The sequence below is a fragment of the Piscicoccus intestinalis NBRC 104926 genome (assembly GCF_001515525.1).
Taxonomy (GTDB): Bacteria; Actinomycetota; Actinomycetes; order Actinomycetales; family Dermatophilaceae; genus Kineosphaera; species Kineosphaera intestinalis.
The window spans coordinates 1-17,568 of record NZ_BCNQ01000102.1; the positions used below are offsets into that span (position 1 = coordinate 1).

Genomic DNA, 17,568 nt, shown 5'->3' on the forward strand with positions numbered 1-17,568 from the left:
CGCCTCCGGGCGGGCCGGCACCGTGCACGTCGCGACGCCGTTGGCCGGGCACGCCGAGACCGACGCCAGCCCGACCTCGACGTCGAGCCCGCGCAGCACGTCGGTCAGCCGCGTCGGCATCACCCCCAGCCGCAGCACCGCGCCGTCGCCGGGCTGCGCATCGACCGTGTCGGCCTCGGCGTCCCAAGCGGACTCGGCATCCGCGGGCTCGAGAACGCTCGCCCCGCCGCCGAGGGCCTCCGCGATCCGGCGGGCTCGGCCGTCGACACCGTCGGGGGTGCCTTCGACCCGCACGAGCAGGCGACCAGGCTCCGACAGGCGGCCGGCGCACCACTGCAGGGCGGTCGGCTCGGCCGGCCCGGTGATGACCCGCAGAGTCGCCGCGGCCGCCTCGTCGAGCGAGGTGTCGAGCGCCACCGTGCGGGTGGCCGGCGGCACCGGGTGGAGCCGGAGCACGAGCTCGGCGAGCACCGCGAACGTGCCGTACGCGCCGTGCAGCAGCTTGGTGAGGTCGTAGCCGGCGACGTTCTTGATGACGTGGCCGCCGCTGCGGGCCACGGTGCCGTCGGCGAGCACGATCGTCGCGCCGATGACGAGGTCGCGCAGCGAGCCGAAGGTGTAGGCCAGCGGGCCGGAGTCGGCGGTCGCGAAGATGCCGCCGAGGGTGGCGCCGCGCCGCGCCCGCGCTGGGTCGATCGCCACGCGCTGCTCGCTGCCCGCGAGTTCGCGCTGCAACTCCTCCAGCGGGGTGCCCGCGCGCACGGAGACCGTCATGTCGCCGGGGTTGTGCGCGATGACACCGGTGAGCCCGGCCGTCGAGAGCACCGTGTGCGGGCTCGCCACCGCACCACCCCAGTCGGAGGCGGTGCCGCCGCCGCGCACGACGAGGGGCCCGGTGCTGTCCACGACCGCGTCACGCAACTCGCCGAGGTCGCTCGGCACGAGCGTCGCGCCGGTCTGGACGTCGTTGTCGGTGGTGCTCATAGCCGCTCGATCACTCCGGCTTCTTCCAGGGGGTGGGCTCGGTACTTACCCGGCTTCTCGCCGCACAACCGCGGCGTGGGAAACACCTTGCCCGGATTGCTCAGCCCGCGCGGGTCGAATCCGGAGCGCACCCGCAGCTGCACCGCCAGGTCGTCCTCCGAGAACATCACCGGCATCGAGCACGCCTTGTCGGTGCCGATGCCGTGTTCGCCCGACAGCGAGCCTCCGAGTTCGACGCACAGCTCGGCGATCTGCGTCGACAGCTCCTCGGCGCGGTGCAGCTCGCCGGCCGCCTCCGAATACAGCACGAGCGGATGCAGATTGCCGTCGCCGGCGTGAAAGACGTTGGCGACCCGCAGGCCCGCCTGCGCGCCCATCTGCGCGATGCGGGTGAGCACCTCCGCGAGGCGGGTCCGGGGCACGACCCCGTCCTGCACGATGTAGTCGGGGCTGATCCGCCCGACCGCCGCGAACGCCGCCTTGCGCCCCTTCCACACGACCGCCCGCTCCGCCGCGGAGCCGGGCACGTGGATGCGGGTGGCGCCGTTGCGTTCGCACAGCGCCGTGATCTGCGCGAACTGCGCCTCGCACTCCTCGACCGGGCCGTCGAGCTCGACGATCAGCGCCGCGGGGGCGTCGAGGGTGTACCCGGCGTGCACGGCCGCCTCGGCCGCCTCCATCGCGAGGCTGTCCATCATCTCGACCGCGGCCGGCACGATCGACGCGTCGACGATGTCGCCGACGGTCCGGCCGGCGGCCTCGACGGAGGGGAAATCGGCGAGGACGGTGCGGACCGTCTCAGGAACGCGGAGGAGCCGCACCGTGACTCGCGTGCAGATGCCGAGGGTTCCCTCCGAACCGATGAACAGGCCGCGCAGGTCGGGGCCGGCCTGTTCGGGGCCGGGACCGCCGAGCGTCACGATGCTGCCGTCGGGGAGCACGACCTCAACCTCGAGCACGTGGTTGGACGTGAATCCGTATTTGAGGCAGTGCGCCCCGCCGGAGTTCTCGGCGACATTGCCGCCGATCGTGCACACCTGCTGGCTCGAGGGGTCCGGCGCGTAGTAGAGCCCGTGCGGCGCGGCCGCCTGGGTGATCGCGAGGTTCGTCACGCCGGGTTCGAGCACGGCTCTGCGGTTCTCGGCGTCGATCTCGATGATGCGGCGCAGCTTCTGCAGGCTGATGACGACACCCTCGGCCACCGGCAGCGCTCCGCCGGAGAGGCCGGTGCCGGCGCCGCGGGCGACGAACGGCACGCCCCGCGCGGCGCAGACCCGCACGCACGCGGCGACCTCGGCGGTCGTGCGGGGCAGGACGACGACTGCGGGGATCACGCGAAAGCCGGTGAGGCCGTCGCACTCGTAGGTGCGCAGGCCGACCGGGTCGTGCACGACGCATTCCGGCGGCAGGATCGCGCAGAAGTCGGCCACGAGCGGGCTGGGTTGCACCGCGGGCGTCGTCATCGTCATCGGCGATCGCTCCCTTGCGTTCACATCGGCGCGCCTGAGCGTCGCGCACGAACTCCCGACCACAGTGCACCCGCCAATCCACGGAAGTCAACTGTCACAATGCGGAAAATAGTGCGACATCGCTCGGCGCGAGGTCGGTTGACATCGCCGCTGATCGGCCCCTAGCGTCGATGATGAGATAAGTCGTTTCCGCTATGTGGAAACGACGAGACTGAAGGAGGACGTGACCATGACGGCACGCGTGCAGGTCGGCGGCCTGAGCATCGCCAAGGAACTCCACGATTTCATCCGCGACGAGGCGCTACCCGGCAGCGGCGTCGACGAGGCGGACTTCTGGGCGGGCGCCGAGTCGATCTTCACCGACCTCGAGCCGCGCCGGCGCGAGCTGCTCGCGACCCGCGACCGGCTCCAGGCAGCGATCGACGACTACCACCGCCAGCACGGCGGGCCCGCCGACGAGGGCTGGAGCCAGGACGAATACGAGCAGTTCCTGCGCGACCTCGGCTACCTCGTGCCGCAGCCGGAGTCGGTGCAGGTGACCACGCAGAACGTCGACCCGGAGATCGCCGCCCAGCCCGGGCCGCAGCTCGTCGTGCCGCTGCTCAACGCGCGGTTCGCGACCAACGCCGCGAACGCCCGCTGGGGCTCGCTGTACGACGCGCTCTACGGCACCGACGCGATCGCCACCGACGGCGACCTGGCGCCTGGAGACGGGTACAACGAGAAACGCGGCGCCGAGGTCATCCGCCGCGGCCGCGAATTCCTCGACGAGCACTTCGCGCTCGACGGCGCCTCGCACGCCGACGCCACCGCCTACGCCGTCGACGAGCAGGGGCTCGCAGTCGCGGTCGGTGAGCGCACCGCTCGCCTGGCCGACCCGGCTCAGTTCGTCGGGTGGACCGGCGAGCAGGGCGCGCCGACCGGGGTGTTGCTCGTGCACAACGGCCTGCACGTGGAGATCCAGGTCGACGCGAACGACCAGATCGGCCGGGGCGATTCCGCGGGGGTCAAGGATCTGCTGCTGGAGTCGGCGACGACGACGATCATGGACCTCGAAGACTCGGTCGCCGCCGTCGACGCCCACGACAAGGTGCTCGGGTACCACAACTGGCTCGGGCTCATGACCGGCACGCTCGCCGAGCAGGTCAGCAAGGGCGGCAAGACCTTCACCCGCACGCTCAACCCCGACCGCACGTACTCCACCCCCGACGGAGAGCTGACGCTGCCGGGGCGGGCGATGCTGTTCATCCGCCAGGTCGGCCACCTCATGACCACCGACGCCGTGCTCGACGCCGACGGGGAGCCGGTTTCCGAGGGCTTTCTCGACGCGCTGTGCGCGGGCCTGGGCAGCGTGCACGACCTGCGCGGCGAGCGCGCCGGGGTGAACTCGCGCACCGGCTCCATCTACGTCGTCAAGCCCAAGCAGCACGGGCCCGACGAGGTCGCGCTGACGACCGAGCTGTTCGGCCGCGTCGAGCAGGTGCTCGGCCTGGAGCCTGACACGATCAAGGTCGGGATCATGGACGAGGAGCGCCGCACGTCGGCCAACCTCAAGGCGTGCATCGCGCAGGCGACGAGCCGGCTCGCGTTCATCAACACCGGCTTCCTCGACCGCACCGGCGACGAGATCCACACCTCGATGCTGGCCGGCCCGATGGTGCGCAAGGGCGACATGAAGGCCAGCGCCTGGATCGCGGCCTACGAGACGCAGAACGTCGACATCGGGCTGGAGTGCGGCCTGCCCGGGCGGGCGCAGATCGGCAAGGGCATGTGGGCCGCGCCCGACGAGATGGCCGCGATGCTGGAGCAGAAGATCGGCCACCCGAAGGCCGGAGCGAACACCGCCTGGGTGCCCTCGCCGACGGCCGCGACGCTGCACGCCCTGCACTACCACCAGGTCGACGTGTTCGAGGTGCAGCGGAGCCTGGGCGGCGAGCGGCGTTCGACGCTGCGGGACCTGCTGACGATCCCGGTCGGCGACCCGGCCGGGTGGTCGGAGCAGGATCGCCGCGACGAGGTCGACAACAACGCCCAGGGGATCCTCGGCTACGTCGTGCGCTGGATCAACGCCGGAGTCGGGTGCTCGAAGGTGCCCGACATCACCGGTACGGCGCTCATGGAGGACCGCGCGACGTGCCGGATCTCCAGCCAGCACATCGCCAACTGGCTGCAGCACGGGGTTGTCGACGCCGAACTCGTCGACGACGCGTTCCGTCGGATGGCCGAAAAGGTCGACCAACAGAACGCGGGCGACCCCGACTACGAGCCGATGGCACCGGCGTTCGACGGCGAGGCGTTCACCGCCGCGCGAGCGCTCGCGTTCGACGGCACGACGCAGCCGTCGGGATACACCGAGCCGCTGCTGCACGAGTACCGCGCCAAGCTCAAGGCTCGGCTGGGGATCGCATGAGCACGGCGGGCAACACGCTGGGCGTCACTCTCGAGCAGGCGCGCGCGATCGTCGCGGGCGCCCGGGCCGCCTCGGCGCAGCGCGGCTTCAAGCCGTTGACGGTCGTCGTGCTCGACGCGGGCGGGCACGTCACCGCGGTTGAACGCGAGGACGGCTCTTCCAACGGGCGATTCGCGATCGCCAAGGGCAAGGCCGACGGCGCGCTGGCGCTCGGCATGGGCTCGCGCTCGATCATGAACCGCGCCGAACAGCAGGCCTACTTCGTGCTCGCGGCGGGCGCGGCGACCGGGGGCTCGCTCGTGCCGGTGCCGGGCGGCGTGCTCGTGCGCGACGACTCCGGCTCCCTGCTGGGGGCCGTGGGGGTCTCGGGTGACACCTCCGACAACGACGAGGCGGCGGCCGTCGCGGGCATCGAGGCCGCCGGGCTGGTCGCGCAGCCCGAGTAGCCGCTCGACGCCAAGGCGACGACGACGCCCGCGAGGCCCGAACGAGCCCGACGAGGCCCGGCACCGATCGCGGGTGCCGGGCCTCGTCATTACTGGCGTTGTGGCGTTCGTGGCGTGGTCAGCCGCTGAGCTCGCCGATCTTGAACGACGCGAGCCGACTCTGTGGGTTGGAGTCGCCGGAGTGCTGGCCCTCGAAGTTGCTCGTGCCGTCCTTGCCGCACAGGCCCTCGATCCTGTCGGGGCCGCCCGGGTGTTGGCTGATCCAGCTCGTGACGTCGTAGACCTCGTTGTTGATGGCCGTCCAGCAGGAGTCGGAGCTGTTGTGCTGCTGCACGTCGGCCATCGTGTAGGTCTGCGCGGCGGTGGTGGCGGCCGACCCGTCTCCGGTGGGGGTGGGGGCCTCGGCGGGCGCGGGCGCCTGGGAGCCGGAGTCACCGGAGCCCCCGCACCCGGCGAGGGTCAACGCGAGCAGGCAGGCGGACGAGGTGGCGAGGAAGCGCTTCACAAAGACACCTTTCGGTTCGTACTTCCCTGAGAACTGCGTGTCGTGGTCAGGACTGCGGCACGGACTGCAGTTCTCACCACGACACGCAGTTTTGAGGGAAGTGGGGGTGGGGTTGGGGGGGGCGGTTGGTGGGGCGGGCGGTTGCCGGGGGCGGTTGGGGGTCAGGGGTGGTGGGGGTCACGGTAGTTGGGCGGCGGGGCCGATGGCGGCGAGAAGGGCCTCGACCATGCGGTCGCGGAAGGCGAGCATGAGCGGCGCCTGCGGGCGCAGGTAGTCCGCGGCGTGGTACATGCGCCCGACGATATACACCGTCGCCTCGACATCGGCCTCGCCGAGGCGGCTGGCGTAGGCGACGTCCTCGCCGTAGAACAGGTCGAGGTCGCCGACCCCGACCCACGCCGGAGGCAGCCCGCTCAGGTCCTCGCGGCGCGAGGCGGCGATGTAGGCGCGGTCGTCCTCGACGCGCGGTGGGCCGCCGAGGTAGGCGGTCCAGGCGTACCGGTTGAGCACGGGGGTCCACACGAGCCGGCCGCGGCGGGGGTCGTCGGGGCGCAGCACCGTGCGGTCGTCGAGCATCGGGTAGACGAGCAGCTGGAACGCGACTGGCCGGCCCTCGTCGTGGGCGCGCTGGGCGAGCACGGCGGCCAGGCCGCCTCCGGCGCTGGAGCCGCCGACGGCGATGCGGCGCGGGTCGACCCGCAGGCCCGGGGCCTGGTCGCGCAGCCACTCCAGGGCGCGGGCGCAGTCGTCGAGGGCCGCGGGAAACGGGTGCGCGGGCGCGAGGCGGTAGTCGACGCTGACGACGAGCGTGCCGCTGCGCCGGGCGAGGTCGCTGCACAGCTCGTCGTCCTGCTCGGGCGCGCCGATCACCGTGCCGCCGCCGTGGATCCACAGCAGCGCCCCGCGTCGCGCGGCGCCACCGGAGCCCGACTCAGAGCCCGATCCGGAGCCGGTCGCCGCAACGCGAGCGGGCGACGCGCCGACGGACCGCGACCCCGATGGGTCGTAGGTGACGACGCGCAGCTCCCGGTCGCCGTCACGCACGGTGTGCTCCGCGCGCTCGACGCCGCGCACCGGGGCGCCGGGGCGCAACCGCATCCGCTGGGCCACGCGGACCATGCCGTCGGTGAGGGCCGGGACGGGCGCGTACAACACCGGATGGCGCAGCTCGGGGGCGGCCTCCCGCACGGCCGCGTGCCGGCGGGCGGCGACGACGCCCGCACCCGCGGCGGCACCTCCGGCCGTCAGCCCGGCCACGGCCAGGGCGCGGAACGGCAGTCTCATCTCGGCCTCCCCTTCTCGCGGTGCGCCCTCGGCCGCGCAGTGGCGGGCCGATCGAGTGCGCCTCACCCTATCGACCGGCCGCGGATGGGGCCCCGAGGTCGGGCTGGGCGGGCACGATCGAGGCATGCCCGTCACCACCCCTCCCACCATTAACTACAGTGGCGATCGTGAAAAATAACGAGCGCTCCGAGCAGAGCGGGTTGCGCCTGGCCCTGCTGCTGCCGGCCGGGGTCGCGCTGCTCGCCGGGCTCAACGCCGGCCTGCTGCTCGCCGGGGCGCCGGCCCCCTGGCAGGAGCCGCGCCTCGAAGACCGGCACGGCATGCTCATGGTGCTCGGCTTCCTCGGCACGCTCATCGCGCTGGAACGCGCCGTGGCGCTGCGCCGCACCGGCGGGTTCGCCGCCCCCGCCCTGCTCGGAGCCGGCGGACTGGCGCTCATCACGCCGCTGCCCGCGCTCGTCGGCCAGCTCCTGCTCGTCGCGGGGCTGCTCGCACTGCTATGGGTCTACGCCGGCCTGTACCGGCGCAGCCGGGACGACCTCGTCGTCGTGCAGGCCCTCGCGGCGTTCCTCGCGCTCGTCGCCGCCGCGATGTGGACGCGCGTGGAGCTGCCTCCGCTCGTGCCGTGGCTCATCGGTTTCCTCGTGCTGACGATCGCGGCCGAGCGGGTCGAGCTGGCGCGCATCGCGATGCCCGCCTCCGCGGCCGCCACCCTCACCGCCCACGCCTGCGCCGTGACGGTGGCGCTCACCCTCGACCTGCTGTGGGTGCCGTGGGGCCGGGTGCTGTTCGGAGCCAGCCTGCTCGCCCTCGTCACGTGGCTGCTGTGGCACGACGTGGCCCGCCGCACGATCCTCGCGCGGGGCCTGCCGCGGTATTCGGCGGTCGCGCTGCTGCTCGGCTACGGCTGGCTGGCGCTCAGCGCGCTCGTGTGGATGGGGGCCGCGCTCGTCGCCGACCTCGCCGCGCCGCGGGCCGTGCCGGAGGTGGCCTACGAGATCGCGGTGCACGCGGCGTTCATCGGGTTCGCGATGTCGATGGTCGTCGCGCACGCGCCGGTCATCCTGCCTGCCGTGCTGCGTCGCCCGCTGCACTACCGGCCGCTGCTGTGGCTGCCGCTCGTCGCGCTGCACCTCACGCTCGCGGCCCGGCTCGCCCTGGCGGCGCTCGACGGGCTCACCGGCCCGTGGCCGTGGGCGGCGCTGGCCACCGCGCTCGCGCTGCTGCTGTTCGCGCTCGTCGCGGCCGGTTCGGTGATCGCCGGCGACCGCCGCGGAGCCCGACCGGCCCCGCGGTCGGGCCGGCGACCGGCTCCGGCTCACATCACCGAGACCCAGAACGCCCAGAAGACCCCAGGAGAGGACCCGTCGTGAGCACCCGCGGCAACTGGTTCATGCGTGACCGGCCCCTGATCGGGTGGCTGGCGCTGGCGGCGATCGTGGCCGCGGTGCACCCGTTCGTGCCGTCGGCGCGCTGGCTCATGGTGCACCTCGTCGTGCTCGGGGCGCTGACGCACGCGGTGATGGTGTGGAGCATCCACTTCACCGACGCGCTCATGAAGGTGCGCGCCGACGTGGAGTCGCGCCGCCGCAAGGACGCCCGTCTCGGGCTGCTGCAGGCCGGGGTCGTGCTCGTCGTCGTCGGGGTGCCGACGACGTGGTGGCCGCTGACGGTCGCCGGGGCCGTGGCGGTCAGCGCGGCGGTGCTGTGGCACGCGTTCGAGCTGTGGCGGCGGCTGCACCGCGCGCTGCCCGGGCGGTTTCGGGTGACCGTGCACCACTACATCGCCGCGGCGTGCTGCCTGCCGGTCGGCGCGACGATCGGGGTGCTGCTGGCCCGCGGACCCGACGACGCGTGGTTCGGGCGGCTGCTCGTGGCGCACACGATGGTCAACCTGCTCGGCTTTCTCGGGCTGACGGTGCTCGGCACCCTCGTCACGCTGTGGCCGACGATGCTGCGCACCCGCATGGCGCCCGGCGCGGAGGCCACCAGCAAGCGCGCGCTGCCGGTGCTCGTGGCGGGCCTGGCGGCCACTGTGGGCGGCGCCCTGGCCGGCCTGGGCTGGGTCGTCGTCGCGGGCCTGGCGCTGTACGCGGTCGGGGTGCTGGTCAACGCCGCGGCGATGGCGTGGGCGGCCCGGCGTCGCGCTCCGGTGACCTTTCCGACCCTGTCGGCGGCCGCGGCCGTGGGGTGGCTGCTCGTCGGGCTGGCCTGGCTGGCGTACGCGGTCGCGACCCGCGAGTCGTGGGCGGCGCTGGCCGACGGCTACCCGATGATCAGCGTCGTCTTCGTCGCGGGCTTCGCGCTGCAGATCCTGCTCGGCGCGCTGACCCACCTCATCCCCGTCGTCATCGGCGGCGGACCGTCGGTGCTGCGCGCGGGCATGTCGCGCATCGAGCGCTGGGGGGTGCTGCGGGTCACGGTGACGAACCTCGGACTGCTCGTCTGCCTGCTGCCGGTGCCCAGCCTCGTGCGCGTCATCGTCTCCGTGCTCGTGTTCGTCGCACTGCTGGCGTTCATCCCGCTGCTGTTCAGCGGCATCCGCGCGGCCGTCGCCGCCCGCCGGGAGAGCGCCGCCGCCGGGGCCGGCACGATCCCCAGCGCCCGCCGGGCCCGCGCGGCGAGCACATCGGAGGCCGGGTCGGAGGCCGCCACCGGAGCCGACGCGGGGGCGAACATCCCCGCAGCCCGCCCGGTGGAACGCGCCGCCGCGGGCCTCACCGCGCGCCAGGAGGCCTCCCGCACCCCGACCCTGTCGCGGCTGCAGCTGCTCACCGGGCTCGCGACGATCGCGGCCGGGGCGGGCGTGGGCGTGGCGCTCGACCCGGCCTCCGCGGGCGTGGCCCGGCCCGGCTCCGGCTCCGGAGGCGGTGGCAACGTGCGCGCGACCGGCCACACCACCCGGGTGGCGGTGACCGCCCGGGGCATGCGGTTCGTGCCCGACGCGATCGACGTGCCGGTCGGCGACCGCCTCGTCATCGACCTGCACAACACCGACCCGGCGAACGTGCACGACCTCGTGCTCGAGACCGGTCCGCGCTCGGGGCGGCTGGCCCCCGACGCGCGCGCGAGCGTCGACGCGGGCGTCGTCGGCGGCGACATCGAGGGCTGGTGCTCGATCGTCGGGCACCGCCAGATGGGCATGACGATGAGCATCCGCGCCACCGGCGCGGCGGCCGGCCAGTCCGGCTCCGGGCACGACCACACCCAGGCCGCGCAGCCGAGCGACCCGGCTCCGACCCTGGACTCGGCCCGCGCGCCCGCGGCCGGGTTCACCCCGCACCCCGCCGCCCTGGAGCCGGTGCCCGCCGGCACCCCGCACGCGGTGACGCTGCGGGTGCAGGAACTGCCGCTGGAGGTGGCGCCCGGGATCACCCAGCAGCGCTGGACGTTCAACGGCACCAACGTCGGCCCGGTGCTGCGCGGCCGGGTCGGCGACCCGTTCGTCGTCACGCTCGTCAACGAGGGCACGATGGGCCACTCGATCGACTTCCACGCCGGCCGGGTGCGCCCCGACGAGGTGATGCGCACGATCCCGCCCGGGCAGCGGCTGGAGTACCGGTTCGCCACCGAGCGCGCCGGCATCTGGCTCTACCACTGCTCGACGGCGCCGATGTCGGCGCACATCGCCGCGGGCATGCACGGCGCGGTGATCGTCGAGCCCGAGGACCTGCCGCCGGCGGACCGCTCGTTCGTGTTCGTGCAGTCCGAGATCTTCCTCGGGCCGCAGGGGGCGCCGGTCGCCGTGGAGAAGGTCAACGCCGAACGCCCCGACGCGGTCGTGTTCAACGGCTACGCGTGGCAGTACGTGCACCAGCCGCTGACCGCGCGGGTCGGGGAGAAGGTGCGCATCTGGGTGCTGTCGGCCGGGCCGAACCGGCCGATGTCGTTCCACGTCATCGGCAGTCAGTTCGACACCATGTGGGCCGAGGGCGCCTACCTGCTGCGCGACGGCCGCACCCCGGGCGTCACGGGCGGCCCCGCGACGGGAGGCGGTCAGGCTCTCGGGCTGCAGACCGCGCAGGGCGGGTTCGTCGAGCTGACCTTCGACGAGCCGGGCACCTACCCGTTCGTCTCGCACATCATGGTCGACGCCGAGCGCGGCGCGAAGGGCCTGTTCCGCGTGACCCGCTGACGAGCCAACGCGCGCGGAAACCTACACCGGGATACCCGCGACGTCGAGCACGACTTTGCCGGTGGCGTGGCCGGATTCGACGATCTCGTGGGCGCGGGCGACCTCCTCCAGCGGCAGCACCGCGGAGACCTCGACGTGCATGTGCCCGGCGGCGACGGTCGCCGCGAGCGCGGAGAGCCGGTCGCGGTCGGGCACGATCGCGGGCACGGAGATGTCGATGCCGCGGGACTTCGCGGGCTCCAGGTCGGCCAGGGTCGGCAGCATGACGATGCGCCCGCCGGGGGCGAGGTGGTCCATCGAGGGCTCGTAGGTGCCGTAATAGACGCCGTCGATGATGAGGGTGGGCCGCGGGGTGACGGCCGTGAAGTCCTCGGTCGTGTAGTCGACGGGGTGGGCGCCCCAGCTGCTGATGCGCTCGCGGTGCCGCCCGGAGGCGGTGGCGTAGACGGTGGCGCCGGCGGCCAGGCACAGCTGGGCGGCGAACTGGCCCACCCCGCCTCCGGCACCGTGCACGAGCACGATGTCTTCGGCGGTGACCTTGCCGAGGTCGTGCACGGCGGTCCAGGCGGTGATGCCGGCGAGGGCGGTGCCGGCGAGCACGACGTCGGGCACCTCCTGCGGCGCAGGGACCATGCTCGTGGCGGGCAGCACGACGTATTCGGCGTAGAAGCCGCCGGGGTGGCCCATCGGCGCGAGCCCGAACACCCGCTGCCCGACCTGCAGGTCGTCGACCTCGTCGCCGACGGCGGCGATCTCGCCGCAGCCCTCGCGGCCCAGCACGAGCGGAAAGTCGCCGGGGCCCAGCTTCTTGGCCACGCCGGAGGAGCCGTCACGGATCTTGTAGTCGATGGGGTTGACGCCCGCGGCGAACACCCGGACCAGCACGTCGGTGGGCCCGGGCGAGGGGGTCGGCCGGTCGTCGACGAGGTGGAACTCTTCGGGACCGCCAAAGCGGTCGATCTGTGCGGCTCGCATGGGGGCGAGTCTGCCGTATGGAGGGCACACACCGAGGCCAGGGCGGCATTAGCACGGTCAGGTCCGAATATTGAGCGCTGTTACGCTGCGAAGACGCGCGCCCGCAGGGGATCCGCGGGGGATCTCGCACGTGGCGCACCGCGTCTCGAGCCGGCGCCGCAGGGGTGGTCACAGGTGGTGGAACGCATCAACGAGCTGCCGCTGGCTGCGGCGTTCGCCACCTTGTTCGTCATCGTCATGATCCGCGCCAACGCCACGTACTGGATCGCCCGCGGGGTGCGGGCGGGGGCGGGTAAGTCGCGTTTCCGGCTCCGGCTCGACCGCGACGCGATGCCGCGGGCCGAGCGGCTCGTGGCCCGGTGGGGAGCCGGTGCGGTCGCCCTGTCGTTCGCGACGATCGGGCTGCAGACGGCGATCAACGCGACGGCCGGCGCGATGCGCATGCCGCTGAGGCGCTACCTGCCGGCGGTCGTCGTGGGCTCGCTGATCTGGGCGACGATCTACTCCGCGCTCGGCACGGCGATCGTCGTGGCGCTGCGCTCGGTGACCGGCTCGTGACCCGGCACAGCGCGGGGCTGCTCGCCTACCGCGTGCAGGCCGGGGAGCTGCTCGTCTTCCTCGGGCACATGGGCGGGCCGTTCTGGGCGCGCAAGGACGACGCCGCGTGGTCGATCCCCAAGGGCGAGTACGACCCGAACGTCGAGGAGCCGGAGGCCGTCGCCGCCCGCGAGTTCGCCGAGGAGATCGGCGTGCCCGCGCCGGCCGGGGCCTGGCTCGAGCTCGGGCAGGTGCGCCAGCGTGGCGGCAAGGTGGTGACGGCCTTCGCCGTCGAGGCCCCCGCGTCGCTGTCGTACGTGGCGAGCAATCTCGTCGAGCTGGAATGGCCCCGCGGGTCGGGTCGCGTGCTCAGCTTTCCCGAGGTCGATCGGGCTCAGTGGATGCCCCTGGAGCCGGCTCGGCGCCGGCTGGTGGCGGCACAGGCTCCGCTGCTGGACCGGCTGGTGACGGCGCTGGGTCGGGACCCGCAGGGGCCGCGGTAGGCGGGGTCGGCCTCGTGGAGGCGGTCGCGTCGGGCGCTCCCGGCCCGACCGGGCGCGGCTCGCCGCCCCTGCCATTGCCGTGATTGCCGTGGTCGCCATGATTGCCGTAGTCGCGGTGGTTGCCGCGGTCGAGGCGGTCGGCGGGCCGCTCCTGGCTGCCGCGCCACGTCACGAAGAGCACGGCGGCGGCCGCGGCGAGGGCGGCGATGCCGACCGGCACCGACTCCGGCTCGTCGGTGAGCCGCGCGACCCCGACCCACACCAGGCCCCACGTGATGCCGGCGGCGACGAACCAGTTACCGCCGAGCCGGCGGCCGAGGAACCACGCGACGGCGACGACGACCGCGAGCACGACGATCGTCGCGGTCACCGCGAGCGCGCCCTCGGACGGCAGGCCCCAGCCGACGAGGGCGGCGGCGATGTTGGCGCAGACGGCCACGCACACCCAGCCGAGGTAGAGCCCGAAGGTGCCGTCGACGACGACGAATTCGCTGATCCCGGGCTCGGGTCGGTCGAGCAGGCGGGCGGCGAGCAGCCCGAGGGTGAGCAGCAGCGCGACGATGACGAGCACGCTGAGGCCGATCCAGCCGACCTGGGTGACGAGCAGCCACAGCGCGTTGAGGATCATCGAGATCGCGGCGAGCCCGGCGGTGACGCGGTGCCGCGGGGTGTCGGCGAACGGCGTGAGCCACTGCCGGATCGTGTACGCGAGCAGCCCGAGGTAGATCAGGCTCCAGATCGAGAACGCCGTGCCCGCCGGGGCGATGAGCGTGGCGTCGGCGGCGAGGTCGCCACCGGAGGACTCCGCGACGCGGGTGCCGATGACCCCGGTGCCGAACAGCGTGCCGACGACGCAGAACACCGCCGACGCCGTGACGAAGATCTGCCGGGACCGCGTCACGCGCCGATGCTCTGGGGACATATCACAATCCTGCCTGATCGCCCGCCGGGTTTCGAGGCCGTGGGTTGAGCTGGGGGGCGCGGATTCTCGAGCTCCCCGCGACTGCTCGCGGCTGTCGGCGAGCCCCCTGCGGCTACTCGCGCAGCCGCAGCGCCCCGGAGGGACACAGCCCGACCGCCTCCCGGGCCTGGGTCGCGAACTCCGGGCCGGGCTCGGGCTCCAGCACGATGACGACGCCGTCGTCGTCGCTCTGGTCGAACAGCTCCGGCGCCGTCATCACGCACTGCCCCGCGCCGATGCAGACCTCCGTGTCGGCCTCGATACGCATCACACCGCCTCCTCATGGCGATTTCAGTCAGGTGACTTAACATAACCCGCGAGGTCACCGACTGCAGTGAGGACGTCCGATGACGCAGACCGAGCACACCGTCTCCGCCGAGGAGCGCCTGGCTTTGCCGTTCGACCCGCCGAACGCGCTGGGGGCGCCCCCGGAGTGGGCCCGGCTGCGCACGGGGTGCCCCGTGGCCAAGGTGCGCGCCGAGAACGGCGCCGACGGGGTGGTGCTGACCCGCTACGCCGACGTGCGCGAGATGCTCGCCGACCCGCGTTTCGAGCGGGGCTCGCTGACCGGCGACCCGGCCGGCGCGGGCGGCGACGACACGATGCTCGCGGCGGGCAGCGAGCTGTTCAGCGGCGAGCGGCACCTGCACTGGCGGCGGATCCTCGGGCGCACGTTCACGGTCAAGCGGGTGCGGGCGCTGCAGCCGGGCATCGAGCGGATCGCCCACGAGCTGATCGACGAGATGGTCGCCTCGACGCCCGCGGGCGGGGCGGCCGATCTCAAGGCGGCGCTCGGCTTTCCGTTGCCGGTGTTCGTCATCTGCGAGCTGCTCGGGGTGCCGGCGAGCGACCGGGAGCGGTTCTCGGAGTGGTCGGACCGCATCCTCAACCTCACGCGGTACAGCCAGGAGGAGATGATCGCGGCCGGCATCGAGCTGTACACCTACATCCAGGGGCACGTGAACGACCGGCGCGAGCACCCGGGCGACGACCTGCTGTCGGCGCTGGTGCGGGGCGCCGAGACCCCGGAGGGCGAGCTGACCGAGCACGAACTCGTCATGACCGGAATGGGATTGCTGATCGCCGGGCACGAGACGACGGCCAACATGATCGGCAAGATGGTCTCGATGCTGCTCGCTCCGCACTCTCGGTGGGAGGCCCTCGTGGCAAACCGCTCGCTGGTGCGCACGGCCGTCGAGGAGGCCCTGCGCTTCGACGCGAACCTCGGCTTCGCGCTGTCGCGGCACGTCGACGAGCAGATCGAGATCGCGGGCACGACGATCCCGGCGGAGACGACGGTGTGGTCGGTGATGGCCTCGGCCAACCGCGACGAGAACGTCTTCGAGCGGGCCGACGACATGGTGCTCGATCGGTCTCCCAACCCGCACATCTCGTTCGGGGTCGGGGCGCACTCGTGCCTCGGGCAGGCGCTTGCGCGGGTCGAGCTGCAGACGGTGCTGTCGGTGCTGCTGGAGCGGCTGCCGACGCTGGAGCTGGCGGTGCCGGCGCAGGAGTTGCGGCGGCAGGAGGGGCTGCTCGTCGGTGGCCTGGAGGAGGTGCCGGTGCGGTGGTGAGCCGGTGAGCGCCCGCACGCGGCCGCGCTCAACCGAGTCGACGCGGGAGCTGTTGCTGCGCACGGCCGAGCGGCTGTACGCCGAGCACGGGCTGGCACAGGTGTCGAACCGGCAGGTGGCGCAGGAGGCGGGTCAGGCGAACAACTCCGCGGTCGCCTATCACGTGGGCACCAAGGACGACCTGGTGCGGGCGATCTGCCGCGGGCACGCCGACGCGGTGCACGCCCGCACCCTGGCGCACCTTCGGGCGTCCCGCGGGTCGAGCGACCCGCACGACCACGTGGCGGCGCTGGCGCTGCCCTACACCGAGCATCTCGCCACCCTGGGAAACCCGTGTTGGACGGCGCGATTCACCGCGCAGGCGCTGGCCGACCCGGTGTTCGGGCCGAGCGTGGTGTGGCACGAGGGCATCGTCTCGGCGCACGTCGAGGGCGGCGCGGCCATGTGGTCGTTCGCGCCGCCGCTGCGCCCGGGGATCCTCGAGCTGCGGCTGCAGATGATGCGCAACCTCGTCGTGCACACGTGCGCCGAACGGGAGGCGGTGGCGTGCGAATCGGGGCAGGCCGTCGACTGGTCGATGGTCGGCGGCGCGCTCGTCGACGCGCTCACCGGGGTGCTGCTGGCTCCCGACCGCTGAGCCGGGCGGCGGTTTTCGCATAGCCCTCTCTGCATTGACCACTCACGAGTGGACACCTTCGTTGCCCGGCGCAACATCGCAGGTCAGCGCCTCAAGTCCGCACGTACCCCTGTGCGGTGCCCACTCGAAGCACCCCGAGTGGACACTCCGTCCCGGCCGCGGACGGAGTGCGGGTCACGCGACGACCCGGCTCACAGCTCCTTGACGATGCGCAGGGCGTTGACGGCGCGGGGGAAGCCCACGTAGGGGAACGCGTGCACGATGACGGCGACGAGCTTCTCCTTGGAGTTGCCGGCCTGAAAGTTGCCGATGGCGTGGGAGAAGATCTGCACGGGCGCGTCGCCGAGGGCTACGAGGATGGCGAGCACGAGCAGCTCGCGGGTGGGCACGTCGAGGCCGGTGCGGGTGTAGAGGTCGCCGAAGCAGAACTCGGTGAGCAGGCGCGGCACGGTCTGGCCCCAGTCTCCGGGCAGGTCGGCGAGGTTCTCGCGCATCGCGTTGCCGTAGAGCGGAAACTGCATGGCGTGCCCGGCGTCGTAGCGCTCCTCCTGCCCGACGGTCGCGGCCGAGGGCAGCGGCAGCTCGATGCCGCGCTGGGTGAACACTTCGTTGGCCACGTGCAGCGCGTTGAGGGTCTTGGGAAAGCCGATGAACGGGGCGCACTGGTAGATGGCCTCGCGCACCTCCAGCGGGGTGATGCCGACGTTGAGCGCGGCCCCCACGTGCGCGCCCAGTTGCGGCAGCGTCTGCTGCGTGGCGAGCAGCACGACGGTGATGAGCTCGCGGGTGCGGTCGTCGAGGTCGCCAAGGGAGAAGATGTCGCCGAAGATCAGGCCGCGCAGCATCTCCATCAGCTCGGGATCGTCCTCGTGCACGGTCACGTCGCGCGGCCCGAACAGCCTCGCGTACGTCTCCTCGCTGCGCTCGATCCTGTCCATGCGCCCTCCCCCGCCACGCCGAATCCGCCCGCGATGATCTTGCCCTGCCGCTCGCCCGGGGTCCAGCACTGCGGGAGGCCGATTCGCCGGCCTCACGATGCGCGACTTACCCGACGCCAGCGATCCACGCGACGCTTGCGCTGGACCAGGGTGATGATCGGCACACCCTCGACGCGGACGACGGCCTTCGCGCCACGGTCGCCATTATCA

The 17,568-nt window shown here is 73.0% G+C and carries 15 protein-coding genes and 1 pseudogene; 8 read left to right on the forward strand and 8 right to left on the reverse strand.

The window, feature by feature from the left end; translation table 11 throughout:
• On the reverse strand, window positions 1-984 hold a 984-nt coding region (locus tag PINTE_RS15055; protein ID WP_068432383.1), incomplete at its 3' end, for an FAD-binding oxidoreductase.
• Window positions 981-2,453, reverse strand: coding sequence for an FAD-linked oxidase C-terminal domain-containing protein (locus PINTE_RS15060; RefSeq protein WP_245642971.1), 1,473 nt, complete (start codon window positions 2,451-2,453; stop codon window positions 981-983). The genes PINTE_RS15055 and PINTE_RS15060, both read right to left, overlap by 4 nt.
• A gap of 229 nt (window positions 2,454-2,682) precedes the next feature.
• Here PINTE_RS15060 and PINTE_RS15065 point away from each other — a divergent pair, with 229 nt between their 5' ends.
• The gene (locus tag PINTE_RS15065; RefSeq protein WP_068432422.1) at window positions 2,683-4,863 is read left to right on the forward strand and encodes a malate synthase G; all 2,181 of its coding nucleotides are present in this window, start codon (window positions 2,683-2,685) and stop codon (window positions 4,861-4,863) included.
• Entirely contained in the window at window positions 4,860-5,309 is a 450-nt protein-coding gene (locus tag PINTE_RS15070; RefSeq protein WP_068432385.1) for a GlcG/HbpS family heme-binding protein, read from the forward strand. The genes PINTE_RS15065 and PINTE_RS15070 overlap by 4 nt, the downstream gene beginning before the upstream one ends.
• Window positions 5,310-5,427: 118 nt before the next feature.
• On the opposite strand, the gene PINTE_RS15075 is transcribed toward PINTE_RS15070, so the two are convergent.
• The gene (locus PINTE_RS15075) at window positions 5,428-5,814 is read right to left on the reverse strand and encodes a cytochrome b5 domain-containing protein (protein WP_068432389.1); all 387 of its coding nucleotides are present in this window, start codon (window positions 5,812-5,814) and stop codon (window positions 5,428-5,430) included.
• 177 nt (window positions 5,815-5,991) lie between these two features.
• Window positions 5,992-7,098, reverse strand: coding sequence for an alpha/beta hydrolase (locus PINTE_RS15080; protein WP_068432394.1), 1,107 nt, complete (start codon window positions 7,096-7,098; stop codon window positions 5,992-5,994).
• 167 nt (window positions 7,099-7,265) lie between these two features.
• Here PINTE_RS15080 and PINTE_RS22800 point away from each other — a divergent pair, with 167 nt between their 5' ends.
• Together PINTE_RS22800 and PINTE_RS15090 are read left to right on the forward strand one after the other, a co-directional pair.
• Window positions 7,266-8,471 carry a DUF8744 domain-containing protein gene (locus tag PINTE_RS22800; RefSeq protein ID WP_245642972.1) on the forward strand — a complete coding sequence of 402 codons (1,206 nt, stop codon included), beginning with the start codon at window positions 7,266-7,268 and terminating at the stop codon, window positions 8,469-8,471.
• On the forward strand, window positions 8,468-11,233 hold the full coding sequence (locus PINTE_RS15090) for a multicopper oxidase domain-containing protein (protein ID WP_068432397.1): 2,766 nt from the start codon (window positions 8,468-8,470) through the stop codon (window positions 11,231-11,233). Before PINTE_RS22800 ends, PINTE_RS15090 begins: the two co-directional genes overlap by 4 nt.
• Window positions 11,234-11,254: 21 nt before the next feature.
• Here the strand turns inward: PINTE_RS15090 and PINTE_RS15095 are convergent, their stop codons facing one another.
• Window positions 11,255-12,208 (reverse strand): NADP-dependent oxidoreductase, encoded by a 954-nt coding sequence (locus tag PINTE_RS15095; RefSeq protein WP_068432399.1) that lies wholly within the window; start codon window positions 12,206-12,208, stop codon window positions 11,255-11,257.
• 174 nt (window positions 12,209-12,382) lie between these two features.
• Between PINTE_RS15095 and PINTE_RS15100 the strand changes: the two genes are divergently transcribed.
• Window positions 12,383-12,766 carry a DedA family protein gene (locus PINTE_RS15100; protein WP_245642973.1) on the forward strand — a complete coding sequence of 128 codons (384 nt, stop codon included), beginning with the start codon at window positions 12,383-12,385 and terminating at the stop codon, window positions 12,764-12,766.
• Complete coding sequence (locus tag PINTE_RS15105) at window positions 12,763-13,248, forward strand: NUDIX hydrolase (protein WP_068432406.1); 486 nt, start codon at window positions 12,763-12,765, stop codon at window positions 13,246-13,248. The genes PINTE_RS15100 and PINTE_RS15105 overlap by 4 nt, the downstream gene beginning before the upstream one ends.
• A 184-nt stretch (window positions 13,249-13,432) precedes the next feature.
• On the opposite strand, the pseudogene PINTE_RS25235 reads toward PINTE_RS15105, so the two are convergent.
• Window positions 13,433-14,170: pseudogene (locus PINTE_RS25235) on the reverse strand (TspO-related membrane protein); the annotation flags it as partial.
• Between the two features lie 112 nt (window positions 14,171-14,282).
• A complete protein-coding gene (locus tag PINTE_RS15115; RefSeq protein WP_068432426.1) occupies window positions 14,283-14,477 on the reverse strand; it encodes a ferredoxin in 195 nt (64 codons plus the stop codon).
• Between the two features lie 79 nt (window positions 14,478-14,556).
• Here PINTE_RS15115 and PINTE_RS15120 point away from each other — a divergent pair, with 79 nt between their 5' ends.
• Window positions 14,557-15,783 carry a cytochrome P450 gene (locus PINTE_RS15120; RefSeq protein WP_068432409.1) on the forward strand — a complete coding sequence of 409 codons (1,227 nt, stop codon included), beginning with the start codon at window positions 14,557-14,559 and terminating at the stop codon, window positions 15,781-15,783.
• 4 nt (window positions 15,784-15,787) lie between these two features.
• Complete coding sequence (locus PINTE_RS15125; RefSeq protein ID WP_068432411.1) at window positions 15,788-16,420, forward strand: TetR/AcrR family transcriptional regulator; 633 nt, start codon at window positions 15,788-15,790, stop codon at window positions 16,418-16,420.
• 191 nt (window positions 16,421-16,611) lie between these two features.
• Here PINTE_RS15125 and PINTE_RS15130 read toward each other — a convergent pair whose 3' ends face one another.
• A complete protein-coding gene (locus PINTE_RS15130; protein ID WP_068432413.1) occupies window positions 16,612-17,358 on the reverse strand; it encodes a carboxymuconolactone decarboxylase family protein in 747 nt (248 codons plus the stop codon).
• Between the last annotated feature and the right edge of the window lie 210 nt (window positions 17,359-17,568).

Excerpts from the sequence above, each read along its gene's own strand:
- PINTE_RS15065 (WP_068432422.1), top strand. The coding sequence starts at position 2,683 with ATGACGGCACGCGTGCAGGTCGGCGGCCTGAGCATCGCCAAGGAACTC.
- PINTE_RS15095 (WP_068432399.1), bottom strand. The coding sequence starts at position 12,208 with ATGCGAGCCGCACAGATCGACCGCTTTGGCGGTCCCGAAGAGTTCCAC.
- PINTE_RS15070 (WP_068432385.1), top strand. The coding sequence starts at position 4,860 with ATGAGCACGGCGGGCAACACGCTGGGCGTCACTCTCGAGCAGGCGCGC.
- PINTE_RS15130 (WP_068432413.1), bottom strand. The coding sequence starts at position 17,358 with ATGGACAGGATCGAGCGCAGCGAGGAGACGTACGCGAGGCTGTTCGGG.
- PINTE_RS15120 (WP_068432409.1), top strand. The coding sequence starts at position 14,557 with ATGACGCAGACCGAGCACACCGTCTCCGCCGAGGAGCGCCTGGCTTTG.
- PINTE_RS15060 (WP_245642971.1), bottom strand. The coding sequence starts at position 2,453 with ATGACGATGACGACGCCCGCGGTGCAACCCAGCCCGCTCGTGGCCGAC.
- PINTE_RS15080 (WP_068432394.1), bottom strand. The coding sequence starts at position 7,098 with ATGAGACTGCCGTTCCGCGCCCTGGCCGTGGCCGGGCTGACGGCCGGA.
- PINTE_RS15115 (WP_068432426.1), bottom strand. The coding sequence starts at position 14,477 with ATGCGTATCGAGGCCGACACGGAGGTCTGCATCGGCGCGGGGCAGTGC.